We start from the raw sequence: 13,792 nt of genomic DNA, 5'->3' as shown, positions 1-13,792 counted from the left end.
CGGCGGCAAGGAAACCCGCCGCCGGTGATTTTGACGGTATCAGCCGCCTTTTTGCTCATAAGCGGTGCCCCAGCCCCAAGCGCCGGTGCCAAAACCGCGCGCCACAACGCGTTCACGGTAAATCGCGGAGACAACATCCCCGTCACCCGCCAGAAGGGCTTTGGTTGAACACATCTCCGCGCAGATCGGCAGCTTGCCCTCTGCGATGCGGTTTCGGCCATATTTGGCGAATTCCGCAGTGGAGTGGTTCTCTTCCGGACCGCCTGCACAGAAGGTGCATTTGTCCATCTTGCCGCGGCTGCCAAAGTTGCCTGCCTGCGGATATTGCGGCGCGCCAAACGGACACGCGTAGAAGCAATAGCCACAGCCAATGCACAGGTCTTTGGAGTGCAGCACCACACCTTCTTCATTCTGATAGAAGCAATCCACCGGACAGACCGCCATACAAGGCGCATCTGAACAGTGCATGCATGCCACAGAAATCGAACGCTCACCCGGTGTGCCGTCGTTGATTGTCACAACGCGACGCCGGTTGATGCCCCAAGGCACCTCGTGCTCGTTCTTACAGGCCGTCACGCAGGCGTTGCATTCGATGCAGCGTTCCGCGTCGCAGAGAAATTTCGCTCGTGCCATTTCTCTTCCTCCTTATGCTGCCCAGATTTTGCAGAGAGTCGCTTTGGTCTCCTGCATCTGAGTCACGCTGTCATAGCCATAGGTCTGCGCCGTGTTGGTGGCTTCGCCCAACACATATGGATCGGCCCCTGCCGGATACTTGCTCCGTAGGTCCTCCCCTTCGAAATGACCCGCAAAGTGGAACGGCATGAAGACCACACCTTCGCCGACGCGTTCGGTCACCATGGCCATCACTTTGACCTTGGCACCTTCGGCACCTTCGACCCACACCTGCGCCTGATCACGCACACCGAGATTGTTCGCATCACGCGGGTTGATCTCGACAAACATGTCCTGCTGCAGCTCGGCCAGCCACGGGTTGGAACGGGTTTCATCCCCGCCACCCTCATATTCCACCAGACGACCAGAGGTCAGGATCAGCGGATAGTCCTTGCTGAAGTCCTGTTTCTGGATCGAAGCGTACATGGTTGGCAGACGATAGAATTTCCGATCCTCATAGGTCGGATAATCCGCCACCAGATCACGACGATTGGTGTAGAGCGGCTCGCGGTGCAGCGGGATCGGATCCGGGAAGGTCCAAACCACGGCACGTGCTTTCGCGTTCCCAAATGGCGCACATTCGTGCTTGATCGCCACCCGCTGGATGCCGCCTGATAGGTCGGTTTTCCAGTTGGTCTTGGGTCCGGCTACTGCATCAATGGCAGCACGCTCTTCATCCGTCAGATCGCCATCCCAACCCAGATCCATCAGCATCTGCATTGTGAATTCTGGATAACCATCCTGAATCTCGGAATCGAGGCTTGCCACACCTTCGGCCAGAAGGTTGTCACCGTCACGCTCCACACCAAAGCGGGCGCGGAAGGTCAAACCACCCTCAGAGACACGTTTGGACATGTCATAGAGGTTTGGCGTGCCCGGGTGCTTCATCTCTGGCGTACCCCAGCATGGCCACGGCATACCGTAGTAGTCACCATCAGCCGGACCGCCGTTCGCTTTCAGCGTGGTGCGGTCAAAGGTGTGCTGGTTTGCCATGTGCAGCTTGATACGCTCAGGCGACTGACCGGTGTAGCCAATCGTCCACAGACCTGCGTTGAACTCCCTGGTGATGCTTTCTACATTCGGGGTATTCTCATCTTCCATTTCGATGTTGCGGAAGAAACGGTCTGCCCAGCCAAACTTATTGGCAAAGAGGCCCATGATCTCATGATCCGGCTTGCTCTCAAACAGCGGATCAATGATCTGATCACGCCACTGCAAAGAGCGGTTGGACGCTGTCGCGGACCCGCGGGTCTCAAACTGCGTACAGGCCGGCAGAAGATACACGCCATCGGTGCGGTCTTGCATAACAGCAGAAGCGGTTGGGAACGGGTCGACAACGACCAGCATGTCCAGCTTCTCCATCGCTGTTTTCATTTCCTTACCGCGCGTCTGCGAGTTCGGCGCGTGGCCCCAAAGCACCATGGCCCGCACTTTGTCGGGGTTGTCCATGTTCTCTGGATCTTCCAGCACACCGTCGATCCAGCGCGACACCGGAATACCGGTGAGGTTCTGAAGCGACTTCTCTTTGCCGTCTGCACCTGTGGTGGTCGCAAACTGACCTTTCAGCCAATCGCCATCTTCACCCCAGACACGGCCCCAGTGCGCCCATGCGCCTGCAGACAGGCCATAGTAGCCAGGCAGCGTGTGGGACAGAACGCCAAGGTCCGTTGCGCCTTGCACGTTGTCGTGGCCACGGAAGATGTTGGTGCCGCCACCCTCTGTGCCCATGTTGCCCAGCGCCAACTGCAGCACACAATACGCACGCGTATTGTTATTGCCGTTGGTGTGCTGCGTGCCACCCATACACCAGATCACGGTGCCGGGACGGTTGTTGACCATCTGACGTGCGACACGGCGCAGCTGTTCACCCGGCGCGCCTGTGACGCGTTCAACTTCTTCCGGGTTCCACTTGGCCACTTCTTCCTTGATCTGGTCCATCCCCCAAACACGGGTGCGGATGAACTCTTTGTCTTCCCAACCGTTTTCGAAGATGTGCCACAGAATGCCCCAAACCAGCGCCACATCGGTGCCGGGACGGAAACGCACATATTCATCCGCATGGGCCGCCGTGCGGGTAAAGCGCGGGTCACATACGATCAGCGGCGCGTTGTTGCGCTCTTTCGCGCGCAGCACGTGCAACAGCGAAACCGGGTGGGCTTCGGCCGGGTTGCCGCCAATGATGAAGATGGCTTTGGAGTTGTGGATGTCATTGTAGGAGTTGGTCATGGCGCCGTAGCCCCATGTGTTTGCAACACCTGCAACCGTGGTGGAGTGACAGATACGCGCCTGGTGATCCACGTTGTTTGTGCCCCAATAGGCTGCAAACTTACGGAACAGATAGGCCTGTTCGTTGTTGTGCTTGGCAGAGCCGAGCCAATAAACGCTGTCCGGGCCGCTTTCTTCGCGGATCTTCATCATGCCGTCGCCGATCTCGTTGATCGCCTGTTCCCAGCTGATGCGTTTCCACTCACCACCCTCTTTTTTCATTGGATACTTCAGACGGCGTTCGCCATGGGCGTGCTCGCGTACCGAAGCGCCTTTCGCGCAGTGTGCACCAAGATTGAACGGGCTGTCCCAACCTGGTTCTTGACCGACCCAAACGCCGCTCTGAACCTCTGCCACAACCGTACAGCCCACAGAACAGTGGGTGCAGACGGATTTGACAGTTTCAACGGCAGTGTTTGCGGCGTCTTGGGCTTGCGCCTGAGTAACGGTGCCTCCTGTGGCACCAATTGCTGCCAGCCCGCCAATGGCGAGGCCGGATCCGCGCAGGAATGTGCGGCGGTCTACAGCTTTTTCAGCTGCAACAGACAGGATACTTGTCCGCTGGGGGCGTCGCGCAACCCCGTTGGTCTTTTTCCTAAGCATAGTTTCCTCCCTTGCTGTCCCTTAACGGGAACTTGCTAGGTAACTCTCTGATCCCGACCGGTGGGCGTCACGCAACCGGTGGTCGGGGGCGGGGATAACGTCCGATCAGAACCGGGCGCTGTCGAGGTAAGCGCGGGTGTGCGCAGTGTCCTGCATCTTGTTGCTGGACAGGTCAGCCGGTTGGGCTTCCGCCGTATCAGGCGAAAGGGCCACCACTGCGGCTGCAGCTGGGGCTGCCGTCGTGGCGAGCTTCAGAAAATCGCGCCGGCTGGCGCCTTTTTCCTCTGGCTGGCTCATGGTCTGCTCCTTCTTCATGTCGGTTGGGGCCCGACGTTTCGTTTTGCGCTTACTCCGCCCCCATGCGGAACGCTTGTGTCTCAATCTCAAGGAAGGCTTTGCCCACGGTGCCGACAGGGGCATAAAACACCGAGTTCTGAGCCCCCTCCAAATCAGTGAAGAAGTGCTCGGCCCACGGGGCAATATGGGTGAAATAGAAATCCTTCTGACGTGTCAGCGGCGTCGGCTCGCCAAAACGTCCACGGATCATCCCCGCCATCATTTCCAGCAGGCTGGCGATGTTGTCTTCCGGCTCATAGACATTCGGCGCGCGTGTAATACGCAGCCCCGCCATATCGGCCCGCAGAGTGGCAAGCGGTTTTTCGTTGAGAAACCCGGTGAGGTAATAGGAGGCAAAGGGCATCAATTCGCCACGCCCCAGACCAATGAACAGCGCATTGAACTCACGCTCAACCGCCGGCTCCTTCATGGCCTTGGCAACACGGGCCAAAGTGCTGATCGCTTGACCAAGCGCGCTGTCGTCTCCGCCCAGGCTGCTTGCGCGCTGCAAGAGCCCGCTGTCCGGCGCGTTCGCCAGAAGCGCCGCCAGAAAATCATATAGATCCGCTCGCAGCAGATCCTCCTCGGCAATCACGATGTCTTTGACGACTTCACTCATCCCTGTGTCATCTCCCCAGTCTGTTCTTGTGCGGCGAAAGCAAACCGCAAACGACGGCGCACGGGCGCTACAGGCTCCGGCTCCACGGTTTCGGCCATATCACCCGCAAACTCTGTGTCTTCGCCCTCAAACACTGTGGCGGCTGGGGCATCTTCCAAGCCGCCGACCTCTGCTTCTTCCACTTCGCAGAGTGCAACCGCAGTCACATCTTCGTCTTCGTCCGCTTCATCGGCGGTCTCGTCTCCGGCGAGAGTCCCCGCCTCAGCGGCCTCTTTCTCCGCCGCTTGACGGGCCATTTCTTCCACATGCTTCAACATGCCTTTGCCCACCTGATAAGCGGTCTGCATGCCTTCGATCACCATGGCGCTGTCGGTGAAGTCCTCACCATAATCGACCAGCTCATCGAGATTGGCCAAGACCGGATTGGTCAGCCAAAGTTTGCGCAAAGCGCGGCGGCGAATACGCTCTGGCACCGCTTTGGCCAAAAAGACCGAGAAATCGTCGCCCTGATCCATCTCGTCAGGATCCGGCAATTCCAGTTCCGCCAGCACCTCTGCGTCCGTCTTTTCCTCAAGCGCTGCGTGCTCTTCTGCCAGCACCTGCGTCTCAACAGCCAGCGCCTCCGCAGCAGCTTCCTCTGCAACGGCCGCCTTGCGGCGTGCCCAGAAATCTCCACCCCGGCTCAATGTGGCCTCCCCGTGCGCGGCGCGCGGTACACATCGCTCAGCTGCGAAATCCGCGCGTCCCCGCGACCGTCTTCCGTCAGGTCGGTGCGCTTCTTGTCACGCCGCCGCTTCACAAAAACCTCTTCCTCGTGGTGGGCCTGAACAAAGTCGCGCAAGAAGGCGATCAACCCTTCGGGCATCGGCACAAGCTCCAGAAGCTCTTCGCCGCTGTCCGCGTAGTCCTGAAACTCGTAGGCCGAGGCCGTTGCGAGCAGAATATCGTAAGGATGATCTGCATCCGGGTCTTCGTTCTCGCGCATCACCACACCGATCGACGGCACGCGCGATGACAGCGTGGTCAGATACGCCTCCGTATCGGTGTGCCACAGCTCCAGCGATACCGTGGCCGCATGAAACTCCACCGCATCTCCTTCCTCGCGCAGCACCTGCCAGTCGGCCTGCGCCGCTCCCGGCAAGACAGCAACAGCCTGCCACGCAAAAGGCACCCAACGGCTGGCCGAGGGTGTCCTGCGAATAACGATGCCCAGTGGCAATGAAACCGGCGCTTGGCGCATGCGGCTCTAGTTCTCCTCCCATACCTACAAATTTTTTTTGCAGGCACCGATATGATCCCCCCAACACCTCCGTTTGCCAAAGGAAAACGCACAAAGCCGACAATCCGCTCTCAAAACTGGACATTTTGATCCGAGAGGCGCTGCGACATTCTGACGTTAGGTCAGATTGTCCACCTGAGGTCAAAACCAAGAGAATCACTAGGCTTTAGCCTTCCGATTCTCCTGAAGCTCTCGCGTCTTCGCAGGGCTTTACGGCATCAAAGATTCATGCATTCCTAGGTGCGTTCGATCGCACCAATTGCCGCCGAACAGGGGAGGAAATCGTGTCCAAGACTTTGATTCTATGTAATTGTTCTGACAGCATGACTCTGGACGCAGAGCAATTGTCCGCGGCCAGCGGTCTGCGCTGCTCCAAAGTCCACAACGGTCTTTGCACCAAAGACGCTTCTGCGGCTGCCGAACTTTTGAAGGCAACAGGCGGCGGTGAAAATGCGGTCATCGCCTGTCAGCAGGAACAGGATTTCTTTGTCGAATTGGCCGAAGATCTTGAGGTGGACAGCCCCCTTTGTGTGGACCTGCGCGACCGCGCCGGCTGGTCCGAGGATGCAGATCAAGCCGCCCCCAAAATGGCCGCGCTTCTCGCCGATGCGCTGCGCCCGACGCCAGAAACCAAAACCTATGACATTATCTCCGACGGCCAATGTCTGATCCTCGGCGCACCGGATGTGGCCATGGAGGTCGCACGGCAGCTTTCAGATTTCCTGAGCGTCACAGTGCTTGTTCCAAGCGGCGGCGAAGCCCCGACCGAACGCGGATACGATGTCATCGCCGGGCGTGTCAAACGTGTCACCGGTGCGCTTGGACAGTTTGACGTGCACATCGACGCCCTGCAGCAATTGGAGCCCGGCGGGCGTGGCCCGCTACAGTTCGGCGCTGCCCGAAACGGCGCACAAACCACCTGCGACATCATCCTTGATTTGCGTGGGGAACCCGCGCTGGTTCCCGCTCCGGAAAAGCGCGAAGGCTACCTGAGAGCGGATCCAAACAGCCTGCCCGCCGTGCACGCCGCCATCCTCGAAGCCTCCCATCTTGTTGGGACATTTGAGAAACCCCTTTATCTGGCTCTTGAGCCAAGCCTCTGCGCCCATTCACGCGCAGAACAAACCGCTTGCACCAAATGTCTGGATGCCTGCCCCACGTCTGCGATCCATCCGTCCGGCGATCATGTGGATATCGATCCCAATATCTGCGCCGGATGCGGTGCCTGTGCCGCCCTTTGCCCCTCTGGCGCAATCACCTACGATGACCCGCCCACCAGCGCGCTCTTTGCCCGCATCAACGCTCTGGCGGAGGCCTATCGCTCCGCGGGCGGCACCGCGCCGCGCCTTCTTGTACATGACCGCAGTTTCGGCGCAGAGATGATCGCCCTCGCCGCACGATTTGATCGCGGCCTGCCTGCAGATATGATTCCGATGGATCTCGAACGTGTCAGCGGATTTGGCCACGCCGAAATGCTCGCGAGCCTCGCCAGCGGCTTTGCCAGCGTGGACGTTCTGGTGTCTCCCACCACAGATCGCAGCGCTTTGGACGGCGAGCTTGCGCTGGCGCAAGCCCTAAGCGGCGCAGAGAACACGCTTCGCCTTCTGGAGCCGCAAGAGCCTTCCACGCTATGCGACATGCTCTATGACACCGCGCCGCAAACAGCATTGGCAAACCCCATCCTGCCGCTCGGAAACCGCAGGCAGGTCACCCGTCTTGCCGTGAAGGCCTTGCAGCCAAGCGCAGAAGCGCCCATCGCGCTGCCGGAGCACGCACCATACGGTGCCGTACTGGTGAACAAAGACGCCTGCACATTGTGCCTGTCCTGCGCATCACTCTGCCCGGCGGGCGCGCTCGGGGACAACCCCGACAAGCCACAGCTGCGCTTTCAGGAGGACGCCTGCCTGCAATGCGGTCTCTGTGCCAATGTTTGCCCGGAAAATGCGATTTCGCTGGTGCCCCAGTTTGACACGTCTGATGCCGCGCTCACCCAACAGGTTGTGCATGAAGAAGAGCCCTTTGAATGCGTGGAATGCGGCACGCCGTTTGGGGTGAAATCCACCATTGAACGCATCATGGGCAAACTGGCAGGCAAACACGCCATGTTCGCCACCTCAGATGCAGCGCGGATGATCCAGATGTGTGATGATTGCCGTGTGAACGCGCAGTTCCATCAGCCCAGCAATCCCTTTGCCGCCGCAGATCGCCCGCGCGTGCGCACATCTGAGGACTACTTCGGCAAGCGCCGAGATCACTGATGCGCAATCGGCTTGCCCAAATCTGCCGGGACCACCGTCGCGGCATAGGCCAAGATGTTCTCCAGCTCCTCAAGGCTGAGAGTGACCGGGCTGATGGGCGACGGGCGGGTTTCGTCAAACGGCTCGGTCAAATCCGGGATCACCGTGAATGCCGGATGCGGGTTCAGCGCATAAAAGGCCGCGAAACGCTCCTCCCAATCCGCCAGGCTGCGCAGCACAGCAAAGCTGGGGGTGGAGCCAATGCCCGACATCCGGTTGGCGTCGCCCACCACATGACAGCGGCCACAGGCCGTAAGCGCCAGATCCGCCCCGCGCGTGGCGTCTCCGTCAAACACTGTCGCCTCAACCGCAGCCTCCGTGACAACCGGGGGCGCAAAAATCTCTGTGCCATCGCGTTTGTAGGTCAGTACCGTGCGCTGACCGATCTCTCCGGTCAGCCATTTGGCAAAAGTGGCCATATGAACGTCATCTGCGTTGGAAACGGTCAGCCCATAGGTAACACCATCTTTGGAAAAAACCGCGCGCTGACCATCTTCGACCAGCGCCGCCGCGCCCGCGCTGGCATCCTCCACAAGCGTGACCCGCACCCCGTGCTTAAGCATGAACCGCGGCATCATGAATTTGATCACACCGGTTTCGATCAGGTCCGGCGAGACGTAGAGCGTGGTGGTTTTCCCCTGCGCCAAAGCGGCACCAGCCATGGCGGCGATGCTGATCGCGATTGCCAAAACCCATCGTGCCATCCGAGATATCACCATGTAGCAAACCTAGGCGCGTCCCACGGCTCGCGTCAACACGCGCGCCCTAGCCGCGCGTTTTAGCAAAGGACACCGCAATGAGCGACGATTTCAACATGAGTATGCGCAAGTTCCTCAAGCAGGTTGGCGTGACAAGCCAGCAGGCCATCGAGGAAGCCATGCGCGCGGCGGGGGCAGAGGCCACCGCGGGGAAAACCTTCAATGCCAAAGTGGTGCTCACCATCGACGGGTTGGAGATGGAGCATGTGGTCACCGGCAATATCAAAGGACGCGAATGAATGGCCAACCGCGACGACATTCTGAATATTCTCAAAGACTTCACTGATCCCGCCTCCGGCAGTGATCTGGTCGCCTCCGGCATGGTGCGCGCGCTTTCCGTCGACAATGGCGAGGTGCGGTTTGTGATGGAAATCGACCCATCTCGCGCTCAGGCAATGCAGCCGATCAAGGCCGATATTGAAAGCCGCCTGAACGCGCTTGAAGGGGTTTCCAAAGTGGCCATTGTCATGACCGCACATGAGGCGAAATCCCCGCCGCCCGATCTCAAACCCTCCCGTCCCAGCCAGCCGCAAGGCCCGCAAAAAATTCCGGGTATCGACCGTATTCTTGCCGTCGCCTCGGGCAAAGGCGGCGTGGGCAAATCCACGGTTTCAGCGAATCTCGCTGCCGCTTTGGCCGCCGAAGGCCGGCGCGTTGGACTGCTGGATGCCGATGTCTACGGCCCCTCTCAGCCGCGCATGCTTGGCGTCTCTGGCCGTCCGGCAAGCCCGGATGGCAAAACCATTCTCCCCATGCGCAACCACGGGGTGACCATGATGTCGATCGGCCTCATGACCCGCGAAGAAGAAGCCGTGGTCTGGCGTGGCCCCATGCTCATGGGCGCTTTGCAACAGATGCTCAATCAGGTGCAATGGGGCGCACTCGACGTGTTGATCGTCGATCTGCCACCCGGCACCGGCGATGTGCAGATGACGCTCGCTCAAAAAGCGGAGCTCACCGGCGCGCTCGTGGTCTCCACCCCGCAAGACATCGCGCTTCTAGATGCCCGCAAAGGCATCAACATGTTTGAAAAACTCGGCACGCCCATTGTTGGCATGATCGAAAACATGAGCACCCATATCTGCTCCAACTGCGGGCACGAGGAACATGTCTTTGGCCATGGCGGCGTCGCAGCGGAAGCTGAGAAGCTAAACGTGCCACTCTTGGCGGAAATTCCTCTGGCGATGGATATTCGACTGGCCGCGGATGGCGGGGCACCGATTGTTGTCTCCAAGCCGGACTCGCCGCAAGCACAGGTCTTCCGCAAACTGGCGCGTCAACTGATTACGGATGGCACCGCATGAGGGCAGCACCACAATTCCCGCCGATCTTTGAAGGCCTCGCGCTTTCGGGCGCGGCGGACCCCTTTGCCAAGGCGCAGACGCAGGCAATCATGGGCTGTGACGCGGGATTGGTGGTCTACAATCTGGCCGCCGACCAGCTGCGCGCGGCGATTGTCTTTGCCCCTGAGGTTTCCTTGAGCGAAGCCATGCCGGTGCTGATCAGCTGCGCCATCGGCTTTCAGAATGCGCTTGGCGCCTTGGCCCCGCCCGAGGTCGCCGTACACTTGGAATGGCCGGGCGGCATTTTGGTGAATGGGGCGCGCTGCGGTCAACTCCGCGTGGCGGCCTCAACAGAAGATGCCAATGCCATGCCCGATTGGATTGTGGTCGGCCTCGAACTGCCCCTGATCCCGGCCAACGCAGACACGCCGGGGGACACACCTGATCAAACCGCGCTCTATGAGGAAGGCTGTGTCGACATCCCGCCCGAAGATTTGCTCAGCGCCTGGGTGCGCCACACACTGGTCTGGGTCAACCGCATGGAGGAAGACGGCCTCAAACCGCTCAACAACGAGTGGCGTGGCCTTGCCCACAATCTTGGAGAAGACGTGAGCTGGTCGATCGGCGACACCGTAGAAACCGGCACATTTGTCGGCACCGACGAACATTTCGGCGCCATGCTGCGCAGTGACGAAGACACCCGCCTGCTCCCGCTGACAACGCTTTTGGAAGGAAACACCTGATGCTGCTCGCACGCGCCATCCATTTTGATGAAAGCGACCAGAGGGTCTACCACAGCCCCGCCCGCACCGGCGAATGGGCCATCAGCGGCGGCTTTGAATTCTCCAATTGGTCAGAAGCGGATCTCACCGGCAAGGCGCGTCAGGCCTTCACCAATGGTTGGCTGGGTGTTGAAACCTTCGGGCGCGTGACCTTCGTGGCCGTGACAGCCATCGAACCCGCCGAACTCGAAGCCCTGACAGATGCCCTCGCGCAGCATTTTGTCGAGATTTACGGCGCGCCCTCGCTGGAAGCCGCCCGACCGGTGGCTGCTGAAGAGCTGGCCCATATGGCGGACCTTTGCGCAGATCACAGCCCCAACACCCTGCTGACAGTGGTGCGCGAGCTGACCGAAGCTGGCGTGCGCGAACAATTCCGCTCCATCGCCCCGGCAGAGGCTGAACTGGAGCAGTTTGCGATACATTCCGTGCCGGATGAGGGGGCTTGATCAAAGCCCCCTAACATACTCAGCGTTTGGCGTTGAAAACGAACAGCCGCCCGCCTTCCAGCACATACCCATCAATCAGGTCACGTGCGCGGTCACTGACCAGCCAATCCTCAAGCTGAAGCGCCAGCTCCGCCTTCACATGGCCGTGCATCTCCGGGCTCACCGGCAGGTAGGCATATTGGTTGAACAGAGCAGGATCGCCCGCATAAAGCAGCGCGAGATCGCCTTTGTTGCCAAACTTCAACCAGCTGGCGCGATCCGTCATGATATAGGCGTTCAGCCCCGAGGCTGTGTTCAGCGAAGCTCCCATGCCCGCGCCGGCCTCTTTGTACCAGGATACGGCACGCGCCTCGGCATCGATACCGGCATCCGCCCAAAGCCCCAGCTCTTTCTTGTGGGTGCCGCTGTCATCTCCACGGCTCACAAACGATGCACCGTTTTGTGCAATCAGGCCAAGCGCATCCGTTGCCGAAGCCGCGCCTGCAATCCCGGCCGGATCAGCAGACGGGCCAACAAACACAAAATCATTGAACATGATTTCGCGGCGATGCACGCCGAACCCGCCTAGAACAAATTCCTCTTCCGCCGCTTTGGAATGCACCAAAATGGCATCCACGTCTCCGGCTTCCCCGAGACGCAAAGCCTGCCCGGTCCCCACCACGAGCAGTTGCACTTCGATCCCGGTGTCTTTCTGAATTTCCGGCAGCAGCACCTCGGCCAAACCGGAATTGTGGAAAGACGTTGTGACAGCCATTTTCAGGCTCTCGGCTTGCGCGGACACGCTGCTCAATGCCCAAAGTGTCAGCGCAAAAAGTGGTCCCATTTTCATTCGATAATGTCTCCTTGAAGGAAAGCGCGCGCTTCCTTGGATTTTGGGTCTTCAAAAAATAACTCTGCAGAGGTCGCTTCTAATATCTGGCCATGATGTATGAACCAGACGTCTTGCGCCAGTCTGCGGGCCTGTCCGATGTCATGTGTCGACATCACGATCCGAGTGCCCTCTTCATGCACACTGTGCAGCAACGCCTCAAACTCGCGTGTCGCGCGTCCGTCAAGGTTGGCACAGGGTTCATCCAGAAACAGAATTTGCGGTTGCCGGATCAAAGCGCGCGCCAGCGCCAGCTTTTGCCGCTCGCCTCCTGAAAGCACCGTCGCCTGTTTGCCAGCACTGTCCTGCAATCCGACACGGGCAAGCCACTCCGCTGCTTGCTTTCGCGCGTCCTTTCGGGACACACCATGCACTGTCAAAGGATAGGCCACATTCTCAAGCGCACTACGGCGCATCATGATTGGCGCCTGAAACAGAAACCCCTGCTGCCCCCGCGCCTGTGGCTCTGGCACCTGCCATTTGAGCTGCCCCCCGGGCGCCAGTCGCTCCATGCCGTGCAAAAGCCGCAACAGCGTGGTTTTGCCAGCGCCATTTGGCCCCATGACAATGGTCAGCCCGGTCTCGGATACCTCGGCATTGATCGGGCCAACCAGCACCTTACCACGGCGGCGCACCACCGCATTCTCCACGCTGAGGGGCAGGATCGTCTCTACCATCGTCCACTCACCTCCGTGCGTGACAGGCTGTGGATGATCAGGTTCACCGCCACCGCCAAGCCGATCAGAATGAAGCCAAGCGCCAACGCCAGCGCAAAGTTGCCTTTGCCTGTCTCAAGGGAGATCGCCGTGGTCAGAACCCGTGTGGCGTGGTCGATATTGCCACCCACAATCATGATTGCCCCCACCTCGCCAATGCCGCGGCCAAAGCCGGCAAGCGACGCGGTCAGAAGGGCCCGACGCCCGTCCCACAGCAAGGTCATAATGCGCTGACGCCGCGTCGTGTTCAGCGAAATCAACAGGTCATGGTATTCCGCCCAGAGATCACGGATCGCTTGATGCGAAATCGAGGCGATCAGCGGTGTCAGAATGACGACCTGCGCAATGATCATTGCGGTTGGTGTGAACAACAACCCAAAGACGCCAAATGGCCCGGAGCGGGACAGCAGCAGATAAACGATCAGCCCCACCACAACCGGCGGCAACCCCATCAATGCATTGAGTGTGGCAATCACCAATCGGCGGAACCGAAAGCGCTGCACAGCCAGCCAGCATCCCAGCGGCAAGCCAATCAACGAAGACACCAAAACCGCACTCAGCGTGACCCGCAGAGAGCGCAAAGAGATCTCGATGAGATCCGCATCCAAGGTGAAAATCAGATGGGCTGCATGCAACAGCCCTGCCAGAATGTCGTTCATCCGCCCGGTCTGAGACCGCCTCCCTCACTCAACACAGCGCTAGGTACCGCCAATTCGGAATTTTGTGTTGATCTGAGCATTTTTACGGGTTGGCAAGTCCGAGCGAAAGTAAAATACCCGCCACCTGCGACCTTTGGGAAATTCGACCCAAAATGTCTCAGTACAGTGCGGGCATCCCGTCATTTTGTCCTTGCGTCCCAAACGGTCCT

At 59.5% G+C, this 13,792-nt stretch carries 15 protein-coding genes; 5 read left to right on the top strand and 10 right to left on the bottom strand.

The annotated features are described in order from the left end of the window. Positions 1-39: 39 nt before the first annotated feature. The 6 genes from fdh3B to J7412_RS02135 all read right to left on the bottom strand — a co-directional run bounded on the left by fdh3B (position 40) and on the right by J7412_RS02135 (position 5,735). Positions 40-633: a formate dehydrogenase FDH3 subunit beta gene (gene fdh3B, locus J7412_RS02160; RefSeq protein WP_209058542.1), complete on the bottom strand. Its 594-nt coding sequence runs from the start codon at positions 631-633 to the stop codon at positions 40-42. Positions 634-645: 12 nt separating this feature from the next. Then, the gene (locus J7412_RS02155) at positions 646-3,540 is read right to left on the bottom strand and encodes a formate dehydrogenase subunit alpha (protein ID WP_209058540.1); all 2,895 of its coding nucleotides are present in this window, start codon (positions 3,538-3,540) and stop codon (positions 646-648) included. 105 nt (positions 3,541-3,645) lie between these two features. Continuing rightward, on the bottom strand, positions 3,646-3,837 hold the full coding sequence (locus J7412_RS02150) for a ubiquinol-cytochrome c reductase iron-sulfur subunit N-terminal domain-containing protein (RefSeq protein WP_209058538.1): 192 nt from the start codon (positions 3,835-3,837) through the stop codon (positions 3,646-3,648). A 49-nt stretch (positions 3,838-3,886) separates the two neighbouring features. Then, positions 3,887-4,495 carry a molecular chaperone TorD family protein gene (locus J7412_RS02145; RefSeq protein WP_209076594.1) on the bottom strand — a complete coding sequence of 203 codons (609 nt, stop codon included), beginning with the start codon at positions 4,493-4,495 and terminating at the stop codon, positions 3,887-3,889. Further along, positions 4,492-5,181, bottom strand: coding sequence for a DUF3306 domain-containing protein (locus J7412_RS02140; protein WP_209076593.1), 690 nt, complete (start codon positions 5,179-5,181; stop codon positions 4,492-4,494). Before J7412_RS02140 ends, J7412_RS02145 begins: the two co-directional genes overlap by 4 nt. After that, on the bottom strand, positions 5,178-5,735 hold the full coding sequence (locus J7412_RS02135) for a DUF3305 domain-containing protein (RefSeq protein WP_209076591.1): 558 nt from the start codon (positions 5,733-5,735) through the stop codon (positions 5,178-5,180). Before J7412_RS02135 ends, J7412_RS02140 begins: the two co-directional genes overlap by 4 nt. 323 nt (positions 5,736-6,058) lie before the next feature. Between J7412_RS02135 and J7412_RS02130 the strand changes: the two genes are divergently transcribed. Then, positions 6,059-8,032, top strand: a complete 1,974-nt coding sequence (locus J7412_RS02130; RefSeq protein WP_209076589.1) for a 4Fe-4S binding protein — start codon at positions 6,059-6,061, stop codon at positions 8,030-8,032. Here J7412_RS02130 and J7412_RS02125 read toward each other — a convergent pair. Next, positions 8,026-8,775: a hypothetical protein gene (locus tag J7412_RS02125; protein ID WP_209076587.1), complete on the bottom strand. Its 750-nt coding sequence runs from the start codon at positions 8,773-8,775 to the stop codon at positions 8,026-8,028. The genes J7412_RS02130 and J7412_RS02125 overlap by 7 nt on opposite strands. Positions 8,776-8,867: 92 nt before the next feature. On the opposite strand from J7412_RS02125, the gene J7412_RS02120 reads away from it, so the two are divergent. Genes J7412_RS02120 through J7412_RS02105 form a run of 4 tightly spaced genes read left to right on the top strand, consistent with a single transcriptional unit; the run spans position 8,868 to position 11,340 of the window. After that, a complete protein-coding gene (locus J7412_RS02120) occupies positions 8,868-9,068 on the top strand; it encodes a DUF6494 family protein (protein ID WP_209076578.1) in 201 nt (66 codons plus the stop codon). Further along, on the top strand, positions 9,069-10,133 hold the full coding sequence (gene apbC / locus J7412_RS02115; protein WP_209076576.1) for an iron-sulfur cluster carrier protein ApbC: 1,065 nt from the start codon (positions 9,069-9,071) through the stop codon (positions 10,131-10,133). Next, a complete protein-coding gene (locus tag J7412_RS02110) occupies positions 10,130-10,855 on the top strand; it encodes a biotin/lipoate--protein ligase family protein (protein ID WP_209076574.1) in 726 nt (241 codons plus the stop codon). The genes apbC and J7412_RS02110 overlap by 4 nt, the downstream gene beginning before the upstream one ends. After that, on the top strand, positions 10,855-11,340 hold the full coding sequence (locus tag J7412_RS02105; protein WP_209076571.1) for a DUF6505 family protein: 486 nt from the start codon (positions 10,855-10,857) through the stop codon (positions 11,338-11,340). Before J7412_RS02110 ends, J7412_RS02105 begins: the two co-directional genes overlap by 1 nt. Before the next feature lie 19 nt (positions 11,341-11,359). On the opposite strand, the gene J7412_RS02100 is transcribed toward J7412_RS02105, so the two are convergent. The 3 genes from J7412_RS02100 to J7412_RS02090 are packed head-to-tail and all read right to left on the bottom strand — an operon-like array spanning position 11,360 to position 13,583. Then, positions 11,360-12,169, bottom strand: a complete 810-nt coding sequence (locus tag J7412_RS02100) for a substrate-binding domain-containing protein (RefSeq protein WP_209076569.1) — start codon at positions 12,167-12,169, stop codon at positions 11,360-11,362. Continuing rightward, positions 12,166-12,885 (bottom strand): ATP-binding cassette domain-containing protein, encoded by a 720-nt coding sequence (locus J7412_RS02095; protein ID WP_209076567.1) that lies wholly within the window; start codon positions 12,883-12,885, stop codon positions 12,166-12,168. Before J7412_RS02095 ends, J7412_RS02100 begins: the two co-directional genes overlap by 4 nt. Beyond that, positions 12,879-13,583 (bottom strand): ABC transporter permease, encoded by a 705-nt coding sequence (locus tag J7412_RS02090; protein WP_209058514.1) that lies wholly within the window; start codon positions 13,581-13,583, stop codon positions 12,879-12,881. The genes J7412_RS02095 and J7412_RS02090 overlap by 7 nt, the downstream gene beginning before the upstream one ends. Between the last annotated feature and the right edge of the window lie 209 nt (positions 13,584-13,792).

Source organism: Shimia sp. R9_3 (assembly GCF_017743755.1).
Lineage (GTDB): Bacteria > Pseudomonadota > Alphaproteobacteria > Rhodobacterales > Rhodobacteraceae > Shimia.
The sequence above is the reverse complement of the archived record's forward strand: the minus strand, read 5'-3'. Positions and strand labels throughout refer to the sequence as shown.

Coding starts and splice junctions, on each gene's coding strand:
- J7412_RS02105 (WP_209076571.1), top strand. CDS start 10,855: ATGCTGCTCGCACGCGCCATCCATTTTGATGAAAGCGACCAGAGGGTC.
- apbC (WP_209076576.1), top strand. CDS start 9,069: ATGGCCAACCGCGACGACATTCTGAATATTCTCAAAGACTTCACTGAT.
- J7412_RS02135 (WP_209076591.1), bottom strand. CDS start 5,735: ATGCGCCAAGCGCCGGTTTCATTGCCACTGGGCATCGTTATTCGCAGG.
- J7412_RS02125 (WP_209076587.1), bottom strand. CDS start 8,775: ATGGCACGATGGGTTTTGGCAATCGCGATCAGCATCGCCGCCATGGCT.
- J7412_RS02100 (WP_209076569.1), bottom strand. CDS start 12,169: ATGAAAATGGGACCACTTTTTGCGCTGACACTTTGGGCATTGAGCAGC.
- J7412_RS02155 (WP_209058540.1), bottom strand. CDS start 3,540: ATGCTTAGGAAAAAGACCAACGGGGTTGCGCGACGCCCCCAGCGGACA.
- J7412_RS02150 (WP_209058538.1), bottom strand. CDS start 3,837: ATGAGCCAGCCAGAGGAAAAAGGCGCCAGCCGGCGCGATTTTCTGAAG.
- J7412_RS02145 (WP_209076594.1), bottom strand. CDS start 4,495: ATGAGTGAAGTCGTCAAAGACATCGTGATTGCCGAGGAGGATCTGCTG.
- J7412_RS02110 (WP_209076574.1), top strand. CDS start 10,130: ATGAGGGCAGCACCACAATTCCCGCCGATCTTTGAAGGCCTCGCGCTT.
- J7412_RS02120 (WP_209076578.1), top strand. CDS start 8,868: ATGAGCGACGATTTCAACATGAGTATGCGCAAGTTCCTCAAGCAGGTT.
- J7412_RS02090 (WP_209058514.1), bottom strand. CDS start 13,583: ATGAACGACATTCTGGCAGGGCTGTTGCATGCAGCCCATCTGATTTTC.
- fdh3B (WP_209058542.1), bottom strand. CDS start 633: ATGGCACGAGCGAAATTTCTCTGCGACGCGGAACGCTGCATCGAATGC.
- J7412_RS02095 (WP_209076567.1), bottom strand. CDS start 12,885: ATGGTAGAGACGATCCTGCCCCTCAGCGTGGAGAATGCGGTGGTGCGC.